This is a genomic window from Streptomyces sp. NPDC059861 (genome assembly GCF_042731435.1).
Taxonomy (GTDB): domain Bacteria; phylum Actinomycetota; class Actinomycetes; order Streptomycetales; family Streptomycetaceae; genus Streptomyces.
In genome coordinates this window covers 74,150-88,486 of sequence record NZ_JBHWJQ010000008.1, presented here as the reverse complement: position 1 = coordinate 88,486, position 14,337 = coordinate 74,150, and the positions used below count along the sequence as shown (strand labels likewise).

At 68.1% G+C, this 14,337-nt stretch carries 12 protein-coding genes; 8 read left to right on the top strand and 4 right to left on the bottom strand.

All coding sequences use genetic code 11. From position 1 onward, the window contains the following. Positions 1 to 12: 12 nt before the first annotated feature. From dnaJ to ACFV6X_RS09705, 4 genes are all read left to right on the top strand, one after another. Positions 13 to 1,197, top strand: coding sequence for a molecular chaperone DnaJ (gene dnaJ, locus ACFV6X_RS09720; protein WP_385380141.1), 1,185 nt, complete (start codon positions 13 to 15; stop codon positions 1,195 to 1,197). 13 nt (positions 1,198 to 1,210) lie between these two features. Beyond that, entirely contained in the window at positions 1,211 to 1,663 is a 453-nt protein-coding gene (locus tag ACFV6X_RS09715) for a heat shock protein transcriptional repressor HspR (protein WP_365451339.1), read from the top strand. A gap of 450 nt (positions 1,664 to 2,113) precedes the next feature. Further along, complete coding sequence (locus tag ACFV6X_RS09710; RefSeq protein ID WP_385380138.1) at positions 2,114 to 3,223, top strand: sugar ABC transporter substrate-binding protein; 1,110 nt, start codon at positions 2,114 to 2,116, stop codon at positions 3,221 to 3,223. Between the two features lie 308 nt (positions 3,224 to 3,531). Then, entirely contained in the window at positions 3,532 to 4,563 is a 1,032-nt protein-coding gene (locus ACFV6X_RS09705) for a LuxR C-terminal-related transcriptional regulator (protein WP_365451313.1), read from the top strand. 349 nt (positions 4,564 to 4,912) lie between these two features. Here ACFV6X_RS09705 and ACFV6X_RS09700 read toward each other — a convergent pair whose 3' ends face one another. Then, positions 4,913 to 5,926 (bottom strand): helix-turn-helix transcriptional regulator, encoded by a 1,014-nt coding sequence (locus ACFV6X_RS09700; protein WP_385380135.1) that lies wholly within the window; start codon positions 5,924 to 5,926, stop codon positions 4,913 to 4,915. Positions 5,927 to 6,215: 289 nt separating this feature from the next. Here ACFV6X_RS09700 and ACFV6X_RS09695 point away from each other — a divergent pair, with 289 nt between their 5' ends. After that, complete coding sequence (locus ACFV6X_RS09695) at positions 6,216 to 6,551, top strand: hypothetical protein (RefSeq protein WP_365451317.1); 336 nt, start codon at positions 6,216 to 6,218, stop codon at positions 6,549 to 6,551. 298 nt (positions 6,552 to 6,849) lie between these two features. After that, complete coding sequence (gene clpB / locus ACFV6X_RS09690; protein ID WP_385380132.1) at positions 6,850 to 9,447, top strand: ATP-dependent chaperone ClpB; 2,598 nt, start codon at positions 6,850 to 6,852, stop codon at positions 9,445 to 9,447. 34 nt (positions 9,448 to 9,481) lie between these two features. On the opposite strand, the gene ACFV6X_RS09685 is transcribed toward clpB, so the two are convergent. Then, positions 9,482 to 9,991, bottom strand: coding sequence for a hypothetical protein (locus tag ACFV6X_RS09685; RefSeq protein ID WP_385380129.1), 510 nt, complete (start codon positions 9,989 to 9,991; stop codon positions 9,482 to 9,484). 135 nt (positions 9,992 to 10,126) lie between these two features. Here ACFV6X_RS09685 and ACFV6X_RS09680 point away from each other — a divergent pair, with 135 nt between their 5' ends. Then, complete coding sequence (locus ACFV6X_RS09680; RefSeq protein ID WP_365451323.1) at positions 10,127 to 10,654, top strand: YbjN domain-containing protein; 528 nt, start codon at positions 10,127 to 10,129, stop codon at positions 10,652 to 10,654. A gap of 114 nt (positions 10,655 to 10,768) precedes the next feature. Here the strand turns inward: ACFV6X_RS09680 and ACFV6X_RS09675 are convergent, their stop codons facing one another. After that, positions 10,769 to 11,968 (bottom strand): pyridoxal phosphate-dependent aminotransferase, encoded by a 1,200-nt coding sequence (locus ACFV6X_RS09675; protein WP_385380126.1) that lies wholly within the window; start codon positions 11,966 to 11,968, stop codon positions 10,769 to 10,771. Positions 11,969 to 12,373: 405 nt separating this feature from the next. Between ACFV6X_RS09675 and ACFV6X_RS09670 the strand changes: the two genes are divergently transcribed. Further along, positions 12,374 to 13,129 carry a DUF5131 family protein gene (locus ACFV6X_RS09670; protein ID WP_385380123.1) on the top strand — a complete coding sequence of 252 codons (756 nt, stop codon included), beginning with the start codon at positions 12,374 to 12,376 and terminating at the stop codon, positions 13,127 to 13,129. Between the two features lie 5 nt (positions 13,130 to 13,134). Here ACFV6X_RS09670 and ACFV6X_RS09665 read toward each other — a convergent pair whose 3' ends face one another. After that, positions 13,135 to 14,238: a three-Cys-motif partner protein TcmP gene (locus ACFV6X_RS09665; protein WP_385380120.1), complete on the bottom strand. Its 1,104-nt coding sequence runs from the start codon at positions 14,236 to 14,238 to the stop codon at positions 13,135 to 13,137. Positions 14,239 to 14,337 lie beyond the last annotated feature (99 nt).

Here is a 14,337-nt window from a genome sequence, read left to right as displayed (position 1 = left end):
GGGACGTCGAGGATGAGCACCAAGGACTTCATCGAGAAGGACTACTACAAGGTCCTCGGCGTCCCCAAGGACGCCACCGAGGCCGAGATCAAGAAGGCGTACCGCAAGCTCGCCCGCGAGTTCCACCCGGACGCCAACAAGGGCAACGTCAAGGCCGAGGAACGCTTCAAGGAGATCTCCGAGGCGAACGACGTCCTCGGCGACCCCAAGAAGCGCAAGGAGTACGACGAGGCCCGCACCCTGTTCGGCAACGGCGGCTTCCGCCCGGGTCCCGGCGCCGGCGGCGGCTCGTTCAACTTCGACCTGGGCGACCTCTTCGGCGGCGCCCAGGGCCAGGGCGGGGGAGCGGGCGGCGGCTTCGGCGGCGGACTCGGTGACGTCTTCGGGGGCCTTTTCAACCGGGGCGGCCCGACGACCGGCACCCGGACCCAGCCGCGGCGCGGCCAGGACATCGAGTCCGAGGTCACCCTCAGCTTCACCGAGGCGATCGAGGGCGCGACGGTCCCGCTGCGCATGTCCTCGCAGGCGCCGTGCAAGGCCTGCTCCGGCACCGGCGACGCCAACGGCACGCCCCGTGTGTGCCCGACGTGCGTCGGCACCGGCCAGGTGGCACGCGGCTCCGGCGGCGGCTTCTCCCTGACCGACCCGTGCCCCGACTGCAAGGGTCGCGGCCTGATCGCGGAGAACCCCTGCGAGGTCTGCAAGGGCAGCGGCCGCGCCAAGTCCTCACGGACCATGCAGGTGCGCATCCCTGCCGGGGTCTCGGACGGCCAGCGGATCCGGCTGCGCGGCAAGGGCGCGCCCGGCGAGCGGGGCGGCCCGGCGGGCGATCTGTACGTCGTCGTCCACGTCAAGGACCACCCGGTGTTCGGGCGCAAGGGCGACAACCTCACCGTCACCGTCCCGGTGACGTTCACGGAGGCGGCCCTCGGCGGCGAGGTCAGGGTCCCGACCCTGGGCGGTCCCTCGGTCACCCTGAAGCTGCCACCGGGCACGCCGAACGGCCGTACGATGCGGGCCCGCGGCAAGGGCGCGGTCCGCAATGACGGCACCCGAGGGGATCTGCTGGTCACCGTCGAGGTGAGTGTCCCCAAGGACCTGACGGGGAAGGCTCGTGACGCACTGGAGGCGTATCGCGAGGCGACCGCGGGTGAGGACCCGCGGGCGGAGCTGTTCCAGTCCGCGAAGGGAGCATGAGTCAGCCATGGACATCAACGGCCGTCGACGCAATCCCTATGAGCTGACCGAGGAGACCCCGGTCTACGTCATCTCGGTGGCGGCCCAGTTGTCCGGCCTGCACCCGCAGACGCTGCGTCAGTACGACCGGCTGGGGCTGGTGTCTCCGGACCGCACGGCCGGCCGGGGCCGGCGCTACTCGGCCCGCGACATCGAACTGCTCCGCCAGGTGCAGCAGTTGTCGCAGGACGAGGGCATCAACCTGGCCGGCATCAAACGCATCATCGAACTGGAGAATCAGGTCGCGGCACTCCAGTCCCGCGTCGCGGAGCTCCAGGGCGCGCTGGACGGCGCGGCGGCGGCGATGCAGCAGCGTGAGGCCGCGGTGCACGCCTCCTACCGCCGTGACCTGGTGCCGTACCAGGAGGTGCAGCAGACCAGCGCGTTGGTGGTGTGGCGCCCGAAGCGGCAGCAGCAGGGCGACTGAGGCGCGCGGCGAAAGCCGTACGGCTGGAAGGGGCCGGGAGGAGCCGAGAGGCGAACCTCCCGGCCCTTTCGCGTGAGCGGCCGTCAGCGGGGCGACCAGACGCGGGTGACCGGAACCCGGGGGGGTGAGCTCTCCCTGTTCTGCTGGCTGGGTTCATTCGGTCCTCTGTCGGGTTCGGGCGAGTCCGGTACGCGCTCGTGATCACGACACGTGACGAAAGGGACTGCTTGTACGGGGCTCCTTCTGTGCCTCAACTCCCCATGAATGGAGGGATCGTAGAGGGTCTCGGGAGGAGGTTTCGCCGCGTGTTCACGGGCTAAGCGGAACGTGATGTTGCCATCTCGTTAAGTGATTTCCCTTGACGCTGAGGGGCGCTGACGCGTTGGCTTTTCAGTCATCCGGGCCGCAGTGCCGCGGCCACCTCCGGAAGCAGCAGAAGTGGGCTCATCCATGCGTCGTCGTATCGCCATATCCGTGGTCGCATCGTCGTTGACCCTGTCGCTGGCAGGCTGTGGCGTACTGGGGGCGACCGGCGACAGCAGCGACGCGAGCCCCACCAAGGGCAACGACATCACCGTCGGCCTGCTGCTGCCGGAGACGGCCAACACGCGGTACGACAAGTTCGACTACCCGATCATCAGGGAGCGGGTGGCCGCGCTCACCAAGAACCAGGGCGAGGTCCAGTACGCCAACGCCGACGCGGACGCCGGCAAGCAGGCGAGCCAGATGCAGCAGATGATCGACGAGCAGGTCGACGTCATCCTGCTGGACGCCGTGGACTCGCACGCCATCGCGGGCGGCGTGGAGAAGGCCAAGGAAGCGGGCATCCCGGTCATCGCCTACGACCGGCTCGCCGAGGGCCCCATCGACGCGTACATCTCCTTCGACAACGAACTCGTCGGCGAGGTCCAGGGCCGGTCCCTGATCGACGCGCTGGGCAGCGAGATCGACAGCGCCGACAAGATCGTCATGATGAACGGCTCGCCGACCGACCCGAACGCCAAGCAGTTCAAGCAGGGCGCCATGTCGGAGCTGAGCGGCAAGGTGACGATCGAAGAGTCCTTCGACACCAAGGACTGGAAGCCGGAGAACGCAGAGGCCAACATGGCCGAGGCGATCGAGAAGATCGGCAAGGACAACATCGCCGCCGTGTACTCCGCCAACGACGGCATGGCCGGCGGCGTCATCAAGGCCCTGGAGGCGGCCGGCGTGACCGATCTGCCGCCCATCACCGGACAGGACGCGGAACTCGCGGGCGTGCAGCGGATCGTCTCCGGTGAGCAGTACATGAGCGTCTACAAGTCCTACCCGCAGGAGGCCGAGGCCGCCGCGGAGATGGCCGTGGCCAAGGTGCAGAGCAGGGACATCCAGTTCGACGCCCTCGCCCGCGACCGGGTCGACAGCCCGACCCACAAGGGCATCCCGGCCCAGCTGGTGTCGGTGGTCGCGCTGACCCGCGAGAACATCAAGGACACGGTGGTCGCGGACGGCATCCACAAGGTCGCCGAGATCTGCACGGCCGAGTACAAGGACGCCTGCGCGGAGCTCGGCCTCAAGTAACGGGCGGCCGGTGCGGTGCACGGGTGGGTGGAGGGGTGGTTCGCGCTCGGAGCGCACCGCCCCTTCGGTCATTCTTCCGGTCAGATTTCCGAGCGCGGTCCGGGCCGCGCGGCCGGGCGGTGCCGACCTCGGCGGGGCCTGAACACGCCGCCGTCAGCTTGTTGCGATGTGACGGGCGGGGGGAGGGAGAATTCTGGCCATACCGGCGGTTTCCCACGGTCACCCAGGAGGGAGCCGTGTTGCGGTGCAGGTCCGGTCCGCGCATAGTTGCGCTGCGGAAGAGGCTGGAACCGGGGGTGGAATGGGCCATGGCCGGGCACGGGACGGACGAGCATCCGCATGGTGCTGACCGACTGTGCGAGGCCGGGGATCGTGTGTATTCCCGGGCCGTACGGCGAGGCCGTGTGCCGCGCCGCGACGCGGAGCCGGTGCCCTGTCTGCTGGAACTCGCCCTGCTGCACCCCGACCCCGACGACATGGACTGGCTGGTCCCGACCTCCCCGCAGGAGGTGATGACCCGGCTGCTGCGCGGGGTGTACGACGAGATCAGCGTCAGTCAGCGACGGGTGGGCTCGGCGGTCGCGGCCTTCGAGTGGTACGCCGGACTCGGCGGCCAGGCCTCCTCCTCGGAGGGCATGGCCATCCGGGTCCTGGACGGCCCCTCACGCATCCAGGCGGCGCTCGACGAGGCCACGGCGGCGTGCACGACCGAGGTGCTCACCGTGCAGCCCGGGGGCATCCGGCGCGAGCACGAGCTGTCGGAGGGCCTGCACCGGGCGCTGGCGCTGCGGGGGCGGGGCGTGCGGATGCGCGACCTGTACAACCACGTCGCGCGGCACGGCCAGGGGCTGCTCAACTACCTGGAGCTGATGGGCGACGCCGTCGAGGCCCGGACCCTGGACGAGGTCATCGACCGCCTGATCCTCTTCGACCGCACGGTCGCCTTCATCCCGGCGAACGCGGACCGCACGATGGCCCTTGAGCTGCGGCACCCGGCGCTGGTGGAGTACCTGGTGACGGTCTTCGAGCGCCTGTGGCGGCTGGCGATCCCCCTCACCGCCCCGCTCCCGGACACGGGTATCGAGGGCATCTCCCACCGTGAGCAGTCGATCGCGGCGCTGCTGGCGGAGGGGCACCAGGACGCGGTGATCGCGGAGCGGCTCGGCATCAGCGTCCGTACCTGCCGGGCCCATATCGCCCGCCTCTCCGAGACGCTCGGGGCGGCGAGCCGGACGCAACTGGGGGTCCGGATAGCGCAGGTCGGCCTGGACGGCCCCGCGCGGCCACTCTCGGCCGCGGAGCTCACCCTCCCCGACCAAGGCTCCCCAACGGCCCGCTGAGGCCCCGTGAGCCCCGCTCTGCTCCACACCGTCCGGGTCACCGATCCCCGACTGGTGCTTCGTGTCCTTGGCGCTCCCGGCGCCAGGGCCTCGGCCTGGTGCTCTCGCCTCCGGCGTCGGCGGCCTGAGTGCCCGCGGCCTCGACGCTCTCGGCCCCGTGCCCCCGGCTCCGGCGGCGCAGGTCTCAGTGCTCTCGACCCCGGTCCTCGCGGCGCCCGGCGTCTCCTGTCCTTGGCGCTCCCGGCGCCAGGGCCTCGGCCCGGTGCTCTCGCCTCCGGCGTCGGCGGCCTGAGTGCCCGCGGCCTCGACGCTCTCGGCCCCGACGCCCGCGGCTCCGGCGCCGCAGGCCTCAGTGCTCGCGCTCCAGCATCCCCGACTGTGCGATGAGATAGCCCAGCTGGGCGCGGCTGCCGCTGCCCAGGGCCGTGGCCAGCTTGGCTATGTGGGCCCGGCAGGTGCGGACGTTCATGCCCAGACGCCGGGCGATGGCCTCGTCGACGTGGCCCTCCACGAGCAGCTTGGCGATGGAGTACTGGACCTCGGAGATGCCGTCGGGCGCGGTCTCGTAGGGGGCGCCGGCGCTGAGCGGGACCGCGCGGCTCCACATGAACTCGAACACCTTGATCAGGTAGCTCACCAGGCCGGGGTGGCGCAGCTCCAGGGCGACCTGTCGGTCGTCGCGGACCGGGATGAAGGCCACGCTCTCGTCGCAGATGATGAGCCGCTCGACCAGTTCGTCGATGGTGCGGTACTCCGCCTTCCCGTCGGCGAACTGCTCCATGTAGGCGAGCCGTTCGGGGCTGTAGCGGGCGGTGTGCTGGTAGAGCGTCCGGATCCGCACCCCGCGCTCGATGAGCGTGCGGTCGCGTTCCATCGCCTCGATGAGCCGGTTCTCGGGGCGCTTGCCTCGGCTCGGCTGCACCGTGAGCACCTCGGACCGGCACTGCGCGGTGGCCAGGTCGAGCGCGTCGTTGATCCGGTCCAGACCCTCCAGGACGGTGATCGAGTGCGCGGGCGTGACCTGCTGGGCCCCGATGGACATGAACGGCGCGAAGACGTCCGCCAGTTCGATGGACGTCCGCCGACGCTCGGTGATCTCGCGCTCAATGGGATTGAGCCGCTGGGCCAGGGCGACGGACGGCGGCAGCGGCAGCAGCCAGTCCGGGTCGTCCGGATCGGGGTGGAGCAGGGCGAACTCCATCAGGCAGGGCGCGGCTTCCACCTCCGTACGGGCGATACGTCCTGTACGGAGGGCGTTGGCATAGAGACGACCGCCTTCGTCACACAGCTCGGTCACCGCGTGAGGATGCGTCGCCTTCGTCCCATTCGATGCCAAATCTCCACCCCCCAGGGTCCTGAACATGCAGGAACATGATGCATCGATTGTGTGGCCATGACGTGCCTGAATGAGCCATCGTCTTATCCGACGGGGGAAGAGGGGACCTTCAAGTGAGGACGAAGCCGACTATGCGTAAGAGAATGCTTCGCTCGGTGCTTGTCGCCGCCTTCTCCGCCGTTGTGGCCTTCGGAACACTGAGTGGCCTCTCTGGTGCGAAGAGTGATGCGGCGACGGACGTTGTGCGGTCAGTATCAGCGGTGTCCGGTGATGGAGACGCTCTGGCGTTCCCGGCTGACACCACGTGGGACTGATCATGACCACTCCACCCGACGACCGCTCCTTCCGTAGAGAGATGGCCACCGCCTATCGATCCGGATGGCACTTCATCGATCTGGCCACCGCCATCCCCCACAGCGGTGACTCGTTGATGGTGACGGTGTTCGGTGAGCCCGTCGTCGTCACCAGGGACGATGACGACGACGTGCGGGCGTATCGGTGTCTGCGGCGGCCTCGGGGGGCGCCGCAGCCGGTGCGGTGCGCCATCCGGTACGGAATGATCTTTGTGAACCTGGACCAGCGGGACCATCGTCTGGCGGAGCCGGAGCCATCCGGCGCCATGACCATCTCGGCCACCCCCCGCAGTGCCTGACGCGATTCCCCCGTCGTAACAGATCGCTCAGGTGCTTCCCCCCGCAGCGGCGTCACCGTGACCTGAACACGGTGACGCCGCTGCAGTTTTTGCGCATTTTTCGCGCTATCCCGGACTATCCGATGCCCGTTCGAGTGTGGCCGAAAGTGCCGCTCCCTGGCGATGGCGCGTTCAAGGCTTCCTCCGGGTTACTCCATAGAGACCCCGGGTCGCTCCCACCTACGCCCTTGAGTGGAATAGACTCAACTTTGTGGAAGTTGCCTGAGTCAGTCGCTCACGCAAGGAGGAGAACGGACACGTGGACGCCGAGCTGACCAACCGGAGCCGGGACGCCATCAACGCGGCCGGCAACCGGGCCGTGACCGAGGGACACGCCGACCTCACCCCCGCGCACCTGCTGCTCGCTCTGCTCCAGGGGCGGGAGAACGAGAACGTCACCGACCTGCTGGCCGCGGTTGACGCCGATCAGGCGGCCGTACGCGCCGGCACCGAGAAGGTCCTCGCCCAGCTGCCCAGCGTGACCGGCTCCACGGTCGCGCCCCCGCAGCCCAACCGGGACCTGCTCGCCGTGATCGCCGACGCCCAGGCCAGGGCCCAGGAGCTCAAGGACGAGTACGTCTCGACCGAGCACCTGCTGATCGGGATCGCCGCGAAGGGCGGCGCGGCGGGCGAGGTGCTGACCCGGCACGGCGCCGGCGCGAAGAAGCTGCTGGCGGCCTTCCGCACGGCGCGCGGCGGCCGCCGGGTGACGAACGCCGACCCCGAGGGGTCGTACAAGGCCCTGGAGAAGTTCGGTACCGACTTCACCGCCGCCGCCCGGGAGGGCAAGCTCGACCCCGTCATCGGGCGGGACCAGGAGATCCGGCGGGTCGTGCAGGTGCTGTCCCGGCGGACCAAGAACAACCCCGTGCTGATCGGTGAGCCGGGCGTCGGCAAGACCGCCGTCGTGGAGGGGCTCGCCCAGCGGATCGTCAAGGGTGACGTCCCCGAGTCCCTGCGCAACAAGCGGCTCGTCGCGCTCGACCTCGGCGCCATGGTCGCCGGGGCGAAGTACCGCGGCGAGTTCGAGGAGCGGCTGAAGACCGTGCTCGCCGAGATCAAGGACTCGGACGGGCAGATCATCACCTTCATCGACGAGCTGCACACCGTCGTGGGCGCCGGGGCCGGTGGCGATTCGGCCATGGACGCGGGCAACATGCTCAAGCCCATGCTCGCCCGCGGTGAGCTGCGCATGGTCGGTGCCACCACCCTCGACGAGTACCGCGAGCGGATCGAGAAGGACCCGGCGCTGGAGCGCAGGTTCCAGCAGGTGCTGGTCGCCGAGCCCAGTGTCGAGGACACCATCGCCATCCTGCGCGGACTCAAGGGGCGCTACGAGGCCCACCACAAGGTGCAGATCGCGGACAGCGCGCTGGTCGCGGCCGCGACCCTGTCCGACCGGTACATCACCTCACGCTTCCTGCCCGACAAGGCCATCGACCTCGTCGACGAGGCCGCGTCCCGGCTCCGTATGGAGATCGACTCCTCGCCGGTCGAGATCGACGAACTCCAGCGCGCCGTCGACCGGCTGAAGATGGAGGAGCTGGCCCTCAGCAAGGAGACCGACGCCGCCTCCCGCGAGCGCCTGGACAAGCTGCGCCGCGACCTCGCCGACAAGGAGGAGGAGCTGCGCGGCCTGAACGCCCGCTGGGAGAAGGAGAAGCAGTCCCTCAACCGGGTCGGTGAGCTGAAGGAGAAGCTCGACGAACTGCGCGGGCAGGCCGAACGCGCTCAGCGCGACGGCGACTTCGACACCGCCTCCAAGCTGCTGTACGGGGAGATCCCGGGCGTGGAGCGGGACCTGGAGGCAGCTTCGGAGGCCGAGGAGGAGGTCGCCAAGGACACCATGGTCAAGGAGGAGGTCGGCTCCGACGACATCGCGGACGTCGTCGCCTCCTGGACCGGCATCCCGGCCGGCCGGCTGCTGGAGGGCGAGACGCAGAAGCTGCTGCGGATGGAGGACGAGATCGGCAGGCGGCTCATCGGGCAGACCGAGGCCGTGCGCGCGGTGTCCGACGCCGTACGTCGCTCCCGCGCGGGCATCGCCGACCCGGACCGGCCCACCGGCTCGTTCCTCTTCCTCGGCCCCACCGGTGTCGGCAAGACCGAACTCGCCAAGGCCCTCGCCGACTTCCTCTTCGACGACGAGCGGGCCATGGTCCGCATCGACATGAGCGAGTACAGCGAGAAGCACAGCGTCGCCCGGCTGGTCGGCGCCCCGCCCGGGTACGTCGGCTACGAGGAGGGCGGCCAGCTGACGGAGGCGGTGCGGCGCCGGCCGTACAGCGTCGTCCTGCTCGACGAGGTCGAGAAGGCCCACCCGGAGGTCTTCGACATCCTGCTCCAGGTGCTGGACGACGGGCGGCTGACGGACGGCCAGGGGCGCACCGTCGACTTCCGCAACGCCATCCTGGTGCTGACCTCCAACCTGGGCAGCCAGTTCCTGGTGGACCCGATCAGCAGTGAGCAGGAGAAGAAGGAGCAGGTGCTGGAGGTGGTCCGGGCGTCCTTCAAGCCGGAGTTCCTCAACCGCCTCGACGACCTGGTCGTCTTCTCCGCGCTGAACAAGGACGAGCTGAGCCGGATCGCCCGGCTCCAGATCGACCGGCTGGCCCGGCGGCTCGCCGAACGCCGGCTCACCCTGGAGATCAGCGACGCGGCCCTGGCCTGGCTCGCCGACGAGGGCATGGACCCGGCGTACGGCGCCCGCCCGCTGCGCCGTCTCGTCCAGACCGCGATCGGCGACCGGCTCGCCAAGGAGATCCTCTCCGGCGAGATCAAGGACGGCGACACGGTCCGGGTGGACACCTTCGGTGACGGCCTGATCGTGGGACCGGCGACCGGCAAGACGCTCTAGCCCGGCCGGTGCGCCTCTCGGCGTGGGCGTCGCGTCAGACCGTGAACGCCGAGAAGCGCACCAGCGCCGTCCGGGCGTCCTCGTGCTCCCCCGTCACCTGCACACCGTGCGCGTCGACGTCCGAGGGCAGGGCGTCCGAGTGGCCGAGGTCGAGACACAGGTCCGCGTCCGCGTCCACGCACCCGCTCCGGGGCGCCGGGGCGGCCGGGTAGGTGCCCGCCAGCCAGCCGCGTACGTCGGCGCGTGGCATCCGGAAGACCGCCGTGTAGCCCGTGTCGATCCCGCGCGCCACCGTGCACGACTCGGTACGGGCGCCCTCGGGCAGCGCCGCCCCGCCGAAGGCCAGCGCCCGGCCGCAGTCCGCCTTCTCGGCGACGTATGCGCCGACGTCCTCGGCGTCGGTCAGGACGAAGGCCACCAAGCCCACCACGAGGGTGCCCACGACCAGCACCGGCACGGCCGCGACGGCCGCGAAGACCCCCCACCGGGTGCGCCCCCGGGGCCGGTCCCGCCCCGTCGCCGCGCCGTCCCGTGCGTCTGCCATGGCCCCCACCTCATGCCCCGCACCGGCCGACCGGCCGGATCACGTCCGCCAACGGCGGACAGACTACGGCGGGGCTTGCCACCCCCCTCCCCGCATGGGGGAGGATGGCGGAATCCGTACGAAGGGAAATTCACGGTGACCATCGACCCGTCCTCGATTCCGAACTTCGGGGGCAAGCCCCAGCCCGAGCCCCAAGGACCGGCGGGCCCCGTCGTCCCGGATCAGGACCTTGTGAAGCAGCTCCTCGACCAGATGGAGCTGAAGTACGTCGTCGACGAAGAGGGTGACCTCGCGGCGCCGTGGGAGCAGTTCCGTACGTACTTCATGTTCCGTGGCGAGGACGACCAGCAGGTCTTCTCGGTGCGGACGTTCTACGACCGCCCCCACCCGATCGACGAGAAGCCGCAGCTTCTGGAGTCCATCGACGACTGGAACCGGCGGACCCTGTGGCCGAAGGTCTACAGCCACACCCACGACGACGGCACCGTCCGTCTCATCGGCGAGGCCCAGATGCTGATCGGCACCGGGGTCAACCTGGAGTTCTTCGTCTCGTCGACGGTCAGCTGGGTGCGCGCGGCGATCGAGTTCGACCGCTGGCTGGTCGAGCAGCTCGGCCTGGAGAAGGAGATCAACGACTCGGACGAGCCCGAGGGCGACGAGTAGGACGGCCCAGGGCCCTTCGGGAGCCCGGTCAGGGCACCGGCCGGTACGGCCGGGTGCTCGGGCCGGGCTGTGCTGTGTCCGGGGCCCACCGCGCCCCTGAGCCCCGCGCCCGCCTCACCCCGCGAGCGTCTTCAGGCGCCGCACGGCCTCCTCCAGTACCGCCCGCTGCTTGCAGAACGCGAACCGTACGAAGGGTGCCCCCTGCTCGCGGTGGTCGTAGAAGACGGCGTTCGGGATGGCGACGACGCCCGCGCGCTCGGGCAGGGCGCGGCAGAAGGCGATGCCGTCGCTCTCGCCGAGGGGGCGGATGTCGGTGGTGACGAAGTAGGTGCCGGCCGGCCTGAAGACCTTGAATCCCGCGTCCGTCAGGCCCGCCGCCAGCAGATCCCGCTTGGCCAGCATGTCCTGGCGGAACGCGGTGAAGTACGAGTCCGGCAGCGCGAGGGCCTCCGCGACCGCGTACTGGAACGGCCCCGACGCCACATACGTCAGGTACTGCTTCGCCGAGCGCACCGCCGTCACCAGCCCCGGCGCGGAGGTGATCCACCCGACCTTCCAGCCGGTGAACGAGAAGGTCTTTCCCGCGGAACTGATCGTCACCGTCCGCTCCCGCATGCCGGGGAAGGCGGCCAGCGGCACATGCTCGGCGTCGTCGAAGACCAGGTGTTCGTACACCTCGTCGGTCACCACCAGCAGATCCCGCTCGACGGCCAGCTCGGCGACGGCGGTCAGCTCCGCGCGCGTCAGCACGGTGCCGGTCGGGTTGTGCGGGGTGTTGATCAGCAGCAGGCGGGTGCGGTCGGTGACGGCGGCGCGCAGTTCGTCGAGGTCCAGCCGGAACGAGGCGCCCCCCTCGCTGTCCGGCCGCAGGGTGACCGGCACCCGGGTGCCGCCCGCCATCGCGATGCACGCCGCGTACGAGTCGTAGTACGGCTCGAGGGCGATCACCTCGTCACCGGGCTCCACCAGCGCCAGCAGCGCGGCGGCGATGGCCTCGGTGGCGCCCGCGGTGACCAGGACCTCGGTGTCCGGGTCGTAGGACAGCCCGTAGCGCCGCCGCTGGTGCGCGGCGACGGCGGCCCGCAGCTCGGGGACGCCGGGGCCGGGCGGGTACTGGTTGCCGCGCCCGTCGCGCAGGGCCCGTACGGCCGCCTCGCGGACCTCCTCGGGGCCGTCGGTGTCGGGGAACCCCTGGCCCAGATTGATCGAGCCCGTGCTCAGGGCCAGCGCGGACATCTCCGCGAAGATCGTCGTCCCGAACTCTGCGAGGCGGCGGTTGAGGAAGGGGCGCTCGATAGAGGTCATGCCGGTCATCCTGCGCGCAAGCTCTGGAGTTCCTCAACTCACCTTCACGGATGAGCACCTGCGCCGGTTCCCCAAGCACCGTCTCTGAGCAGGGGTAGGGCTGTCGTCGACTGTCGTCCTCTGTCGTTGTTGGCCGCCCTCGGACGGCCCAGAGACGGCCCGGCTCGCCAGTGGGGTGGGGTCGTCCGAGAGCGTGCACCTGCAGGGCATACGACGCGCTGACTGTAGACGGCTGACCTGTGCCCTGCTGTCCCTATCGCCCCAGTCACTCGCCAGGGTTGAGCCGGGAAGCAGGATGAATGATGGAGCTGAGCGCCGGTGTCAGACCCAGATGGTTTGATGGGAGGTACCTACTAGCGGTCATGAGCGTTACAACCTTGGTGAATTGTGCACGGCGTGGCAACGGAGGGCGAGATGAGCGACCGCAGCTCCATTGAGTGGACTGAGGCGACTTGGAACCCAAGTACTGGGTGCGACCGGATATCAGAAGGTTGCGATAATTGCTATGCGCTCACGCTAGCGAAACGGCTCAAGGCTATGGGAGCTCCGAAATATCAGTCTGATGGTGACCCGCGCACGTCCGGGCCTGGATTCGGAGTCAAGACGCATTCGGACTCTTTGGGTACTCCTTACACGTGGAAGGCGCCTCGCACTGTTTTCGTTAATTCCATGTCAGATCTTTTCCATGCCAGAGTGCCACTTCCCTTCATTCAAGATGTATTTGAGGTCATGCGGAGTACACCTCGGCACACATATCAAATCCTGACTAAGAGGTCGCGACGGCTATCGCTACTCGCGGACCGCCTTGAATGGCCGCAGAATGTCTGGATGGGCGTATCTGTCGAGAGCGAGAAGTTCTTGACGAGAGTGAATGACCTGCGCCAGGTACCGGCAGCCGTGCGCTTCCTTTCGTGTGAGCCACTTCTAGGTCCTTTGCCTAACCTGGATCTGAAAGGCGTCGACTGGGTGATTGTCGGCGGTGAGTCCGGTCCTGGCCACAGGAGAATGGAGGAAGAATGGGCGGTTGAGATCCTTGACATTTGTCGCCAAGGAGAAGTTCCATTTTTCTTCAAGCAATGGGGTGGCATCACACCGAAAGCCGGAGGTAGGGAACTTCTAGGCCGCACCTGGAGTGAGTACCCTACCGCCAGGCTTCACGCCGGACTGTAGCTGTATCAGAAATTGGGGAAGGTCACCCGAGTGCCAGTCGGGAACCCTGCACGCCCCCGTCGAGCTACATGGATGAGGCCTTCTTTTTCAAGCGGCCCAAGCACTGGTCTCCGCAGGTGAGTCTTGCGATACGGCGTATTGATCAGCGTGAACTCTTCGAGTTGGGTGATGTCGACGGTCCGCCCTGAGAACGTGTCGAGTAGGACAGCGCGGAGCGGCGTGACGTCGATATCGTCCTCGGTGAAAAGCACGTCCTGCCCCGCTAGGCGGTCAGAGAATGTGAAGCCGCCGCCTGGGTCTACTTTCCACATGGCGTCTTTCATCAGCTCGACACCCTTGACATCTCGTGTGCCATGGAAGAGGTAGTAGCCGATGTTTCCGGTTCGGTTGATCATCGCGAAGGACTGTACGTAGGGGAACCCGCAGACCTCGGAAAGCTGCCTTTGGTAGAGGTCGTGCATGAATTGCTGTCGGTCCTTTCTCTGAAGAAAGGCCGCTTCCTTGTACTCGTCAGTTCCGAATAGTTCGGTCAGGTGGTGGTCGACATTTCCGGCACCGGCGAAGCGGTTGACGAAGTTGACCATGTAATTTACGAACAGTTCACATCGGTCGAACGACAGGAGGTCAGCAAGAAGCTTCATGGGTAGACCGGAGAAGCCGAACGGGTCCACGAATGCGAAGGTGGGGGCCAGTTTCCTTTTCTGTGTTCCGATGTAGGAAAGCAGGTCTGTAGCCGTCTGGGCGAACGGTGAATTGACTGCTTCCACCTTGACGTTAGATGGCCATGGGGCATTCTCTGCTTTGTAAGTCTCGATTAGTCCTTGCAGGCTTTCGAACCGCTTTGTGTCCGCCTCACAGAAGAAGAAAAGGAACTCGCACCTCATCTTCGGGAAGTATGAGTGATTGAGGAGCGTGTCGAGTGCGATGAGGGGGGACCCGGGTTCGCCGTTGTCGTATGCCCCGGGGCCCGCGAAGCCGTCGAGAAAAACGATGCGGCCGTTGTACGCGGAGAGCACGGGAAACCAGCCGCCGAGGTACCGGCGTAGCAGGTCATGCTTCGCGCGCGTGTGCGGTTCAAGCTCCCACAGCGTTGTCTTGGGACCTGCCATCGACCGTGCCTCCTCCGTGACGTGTACGGCACTTCACGTTACGAGAGACTGCAGGTCATCGCAGTAAGATCCGACAAACTGCCAGAAGTCCGTGACGGG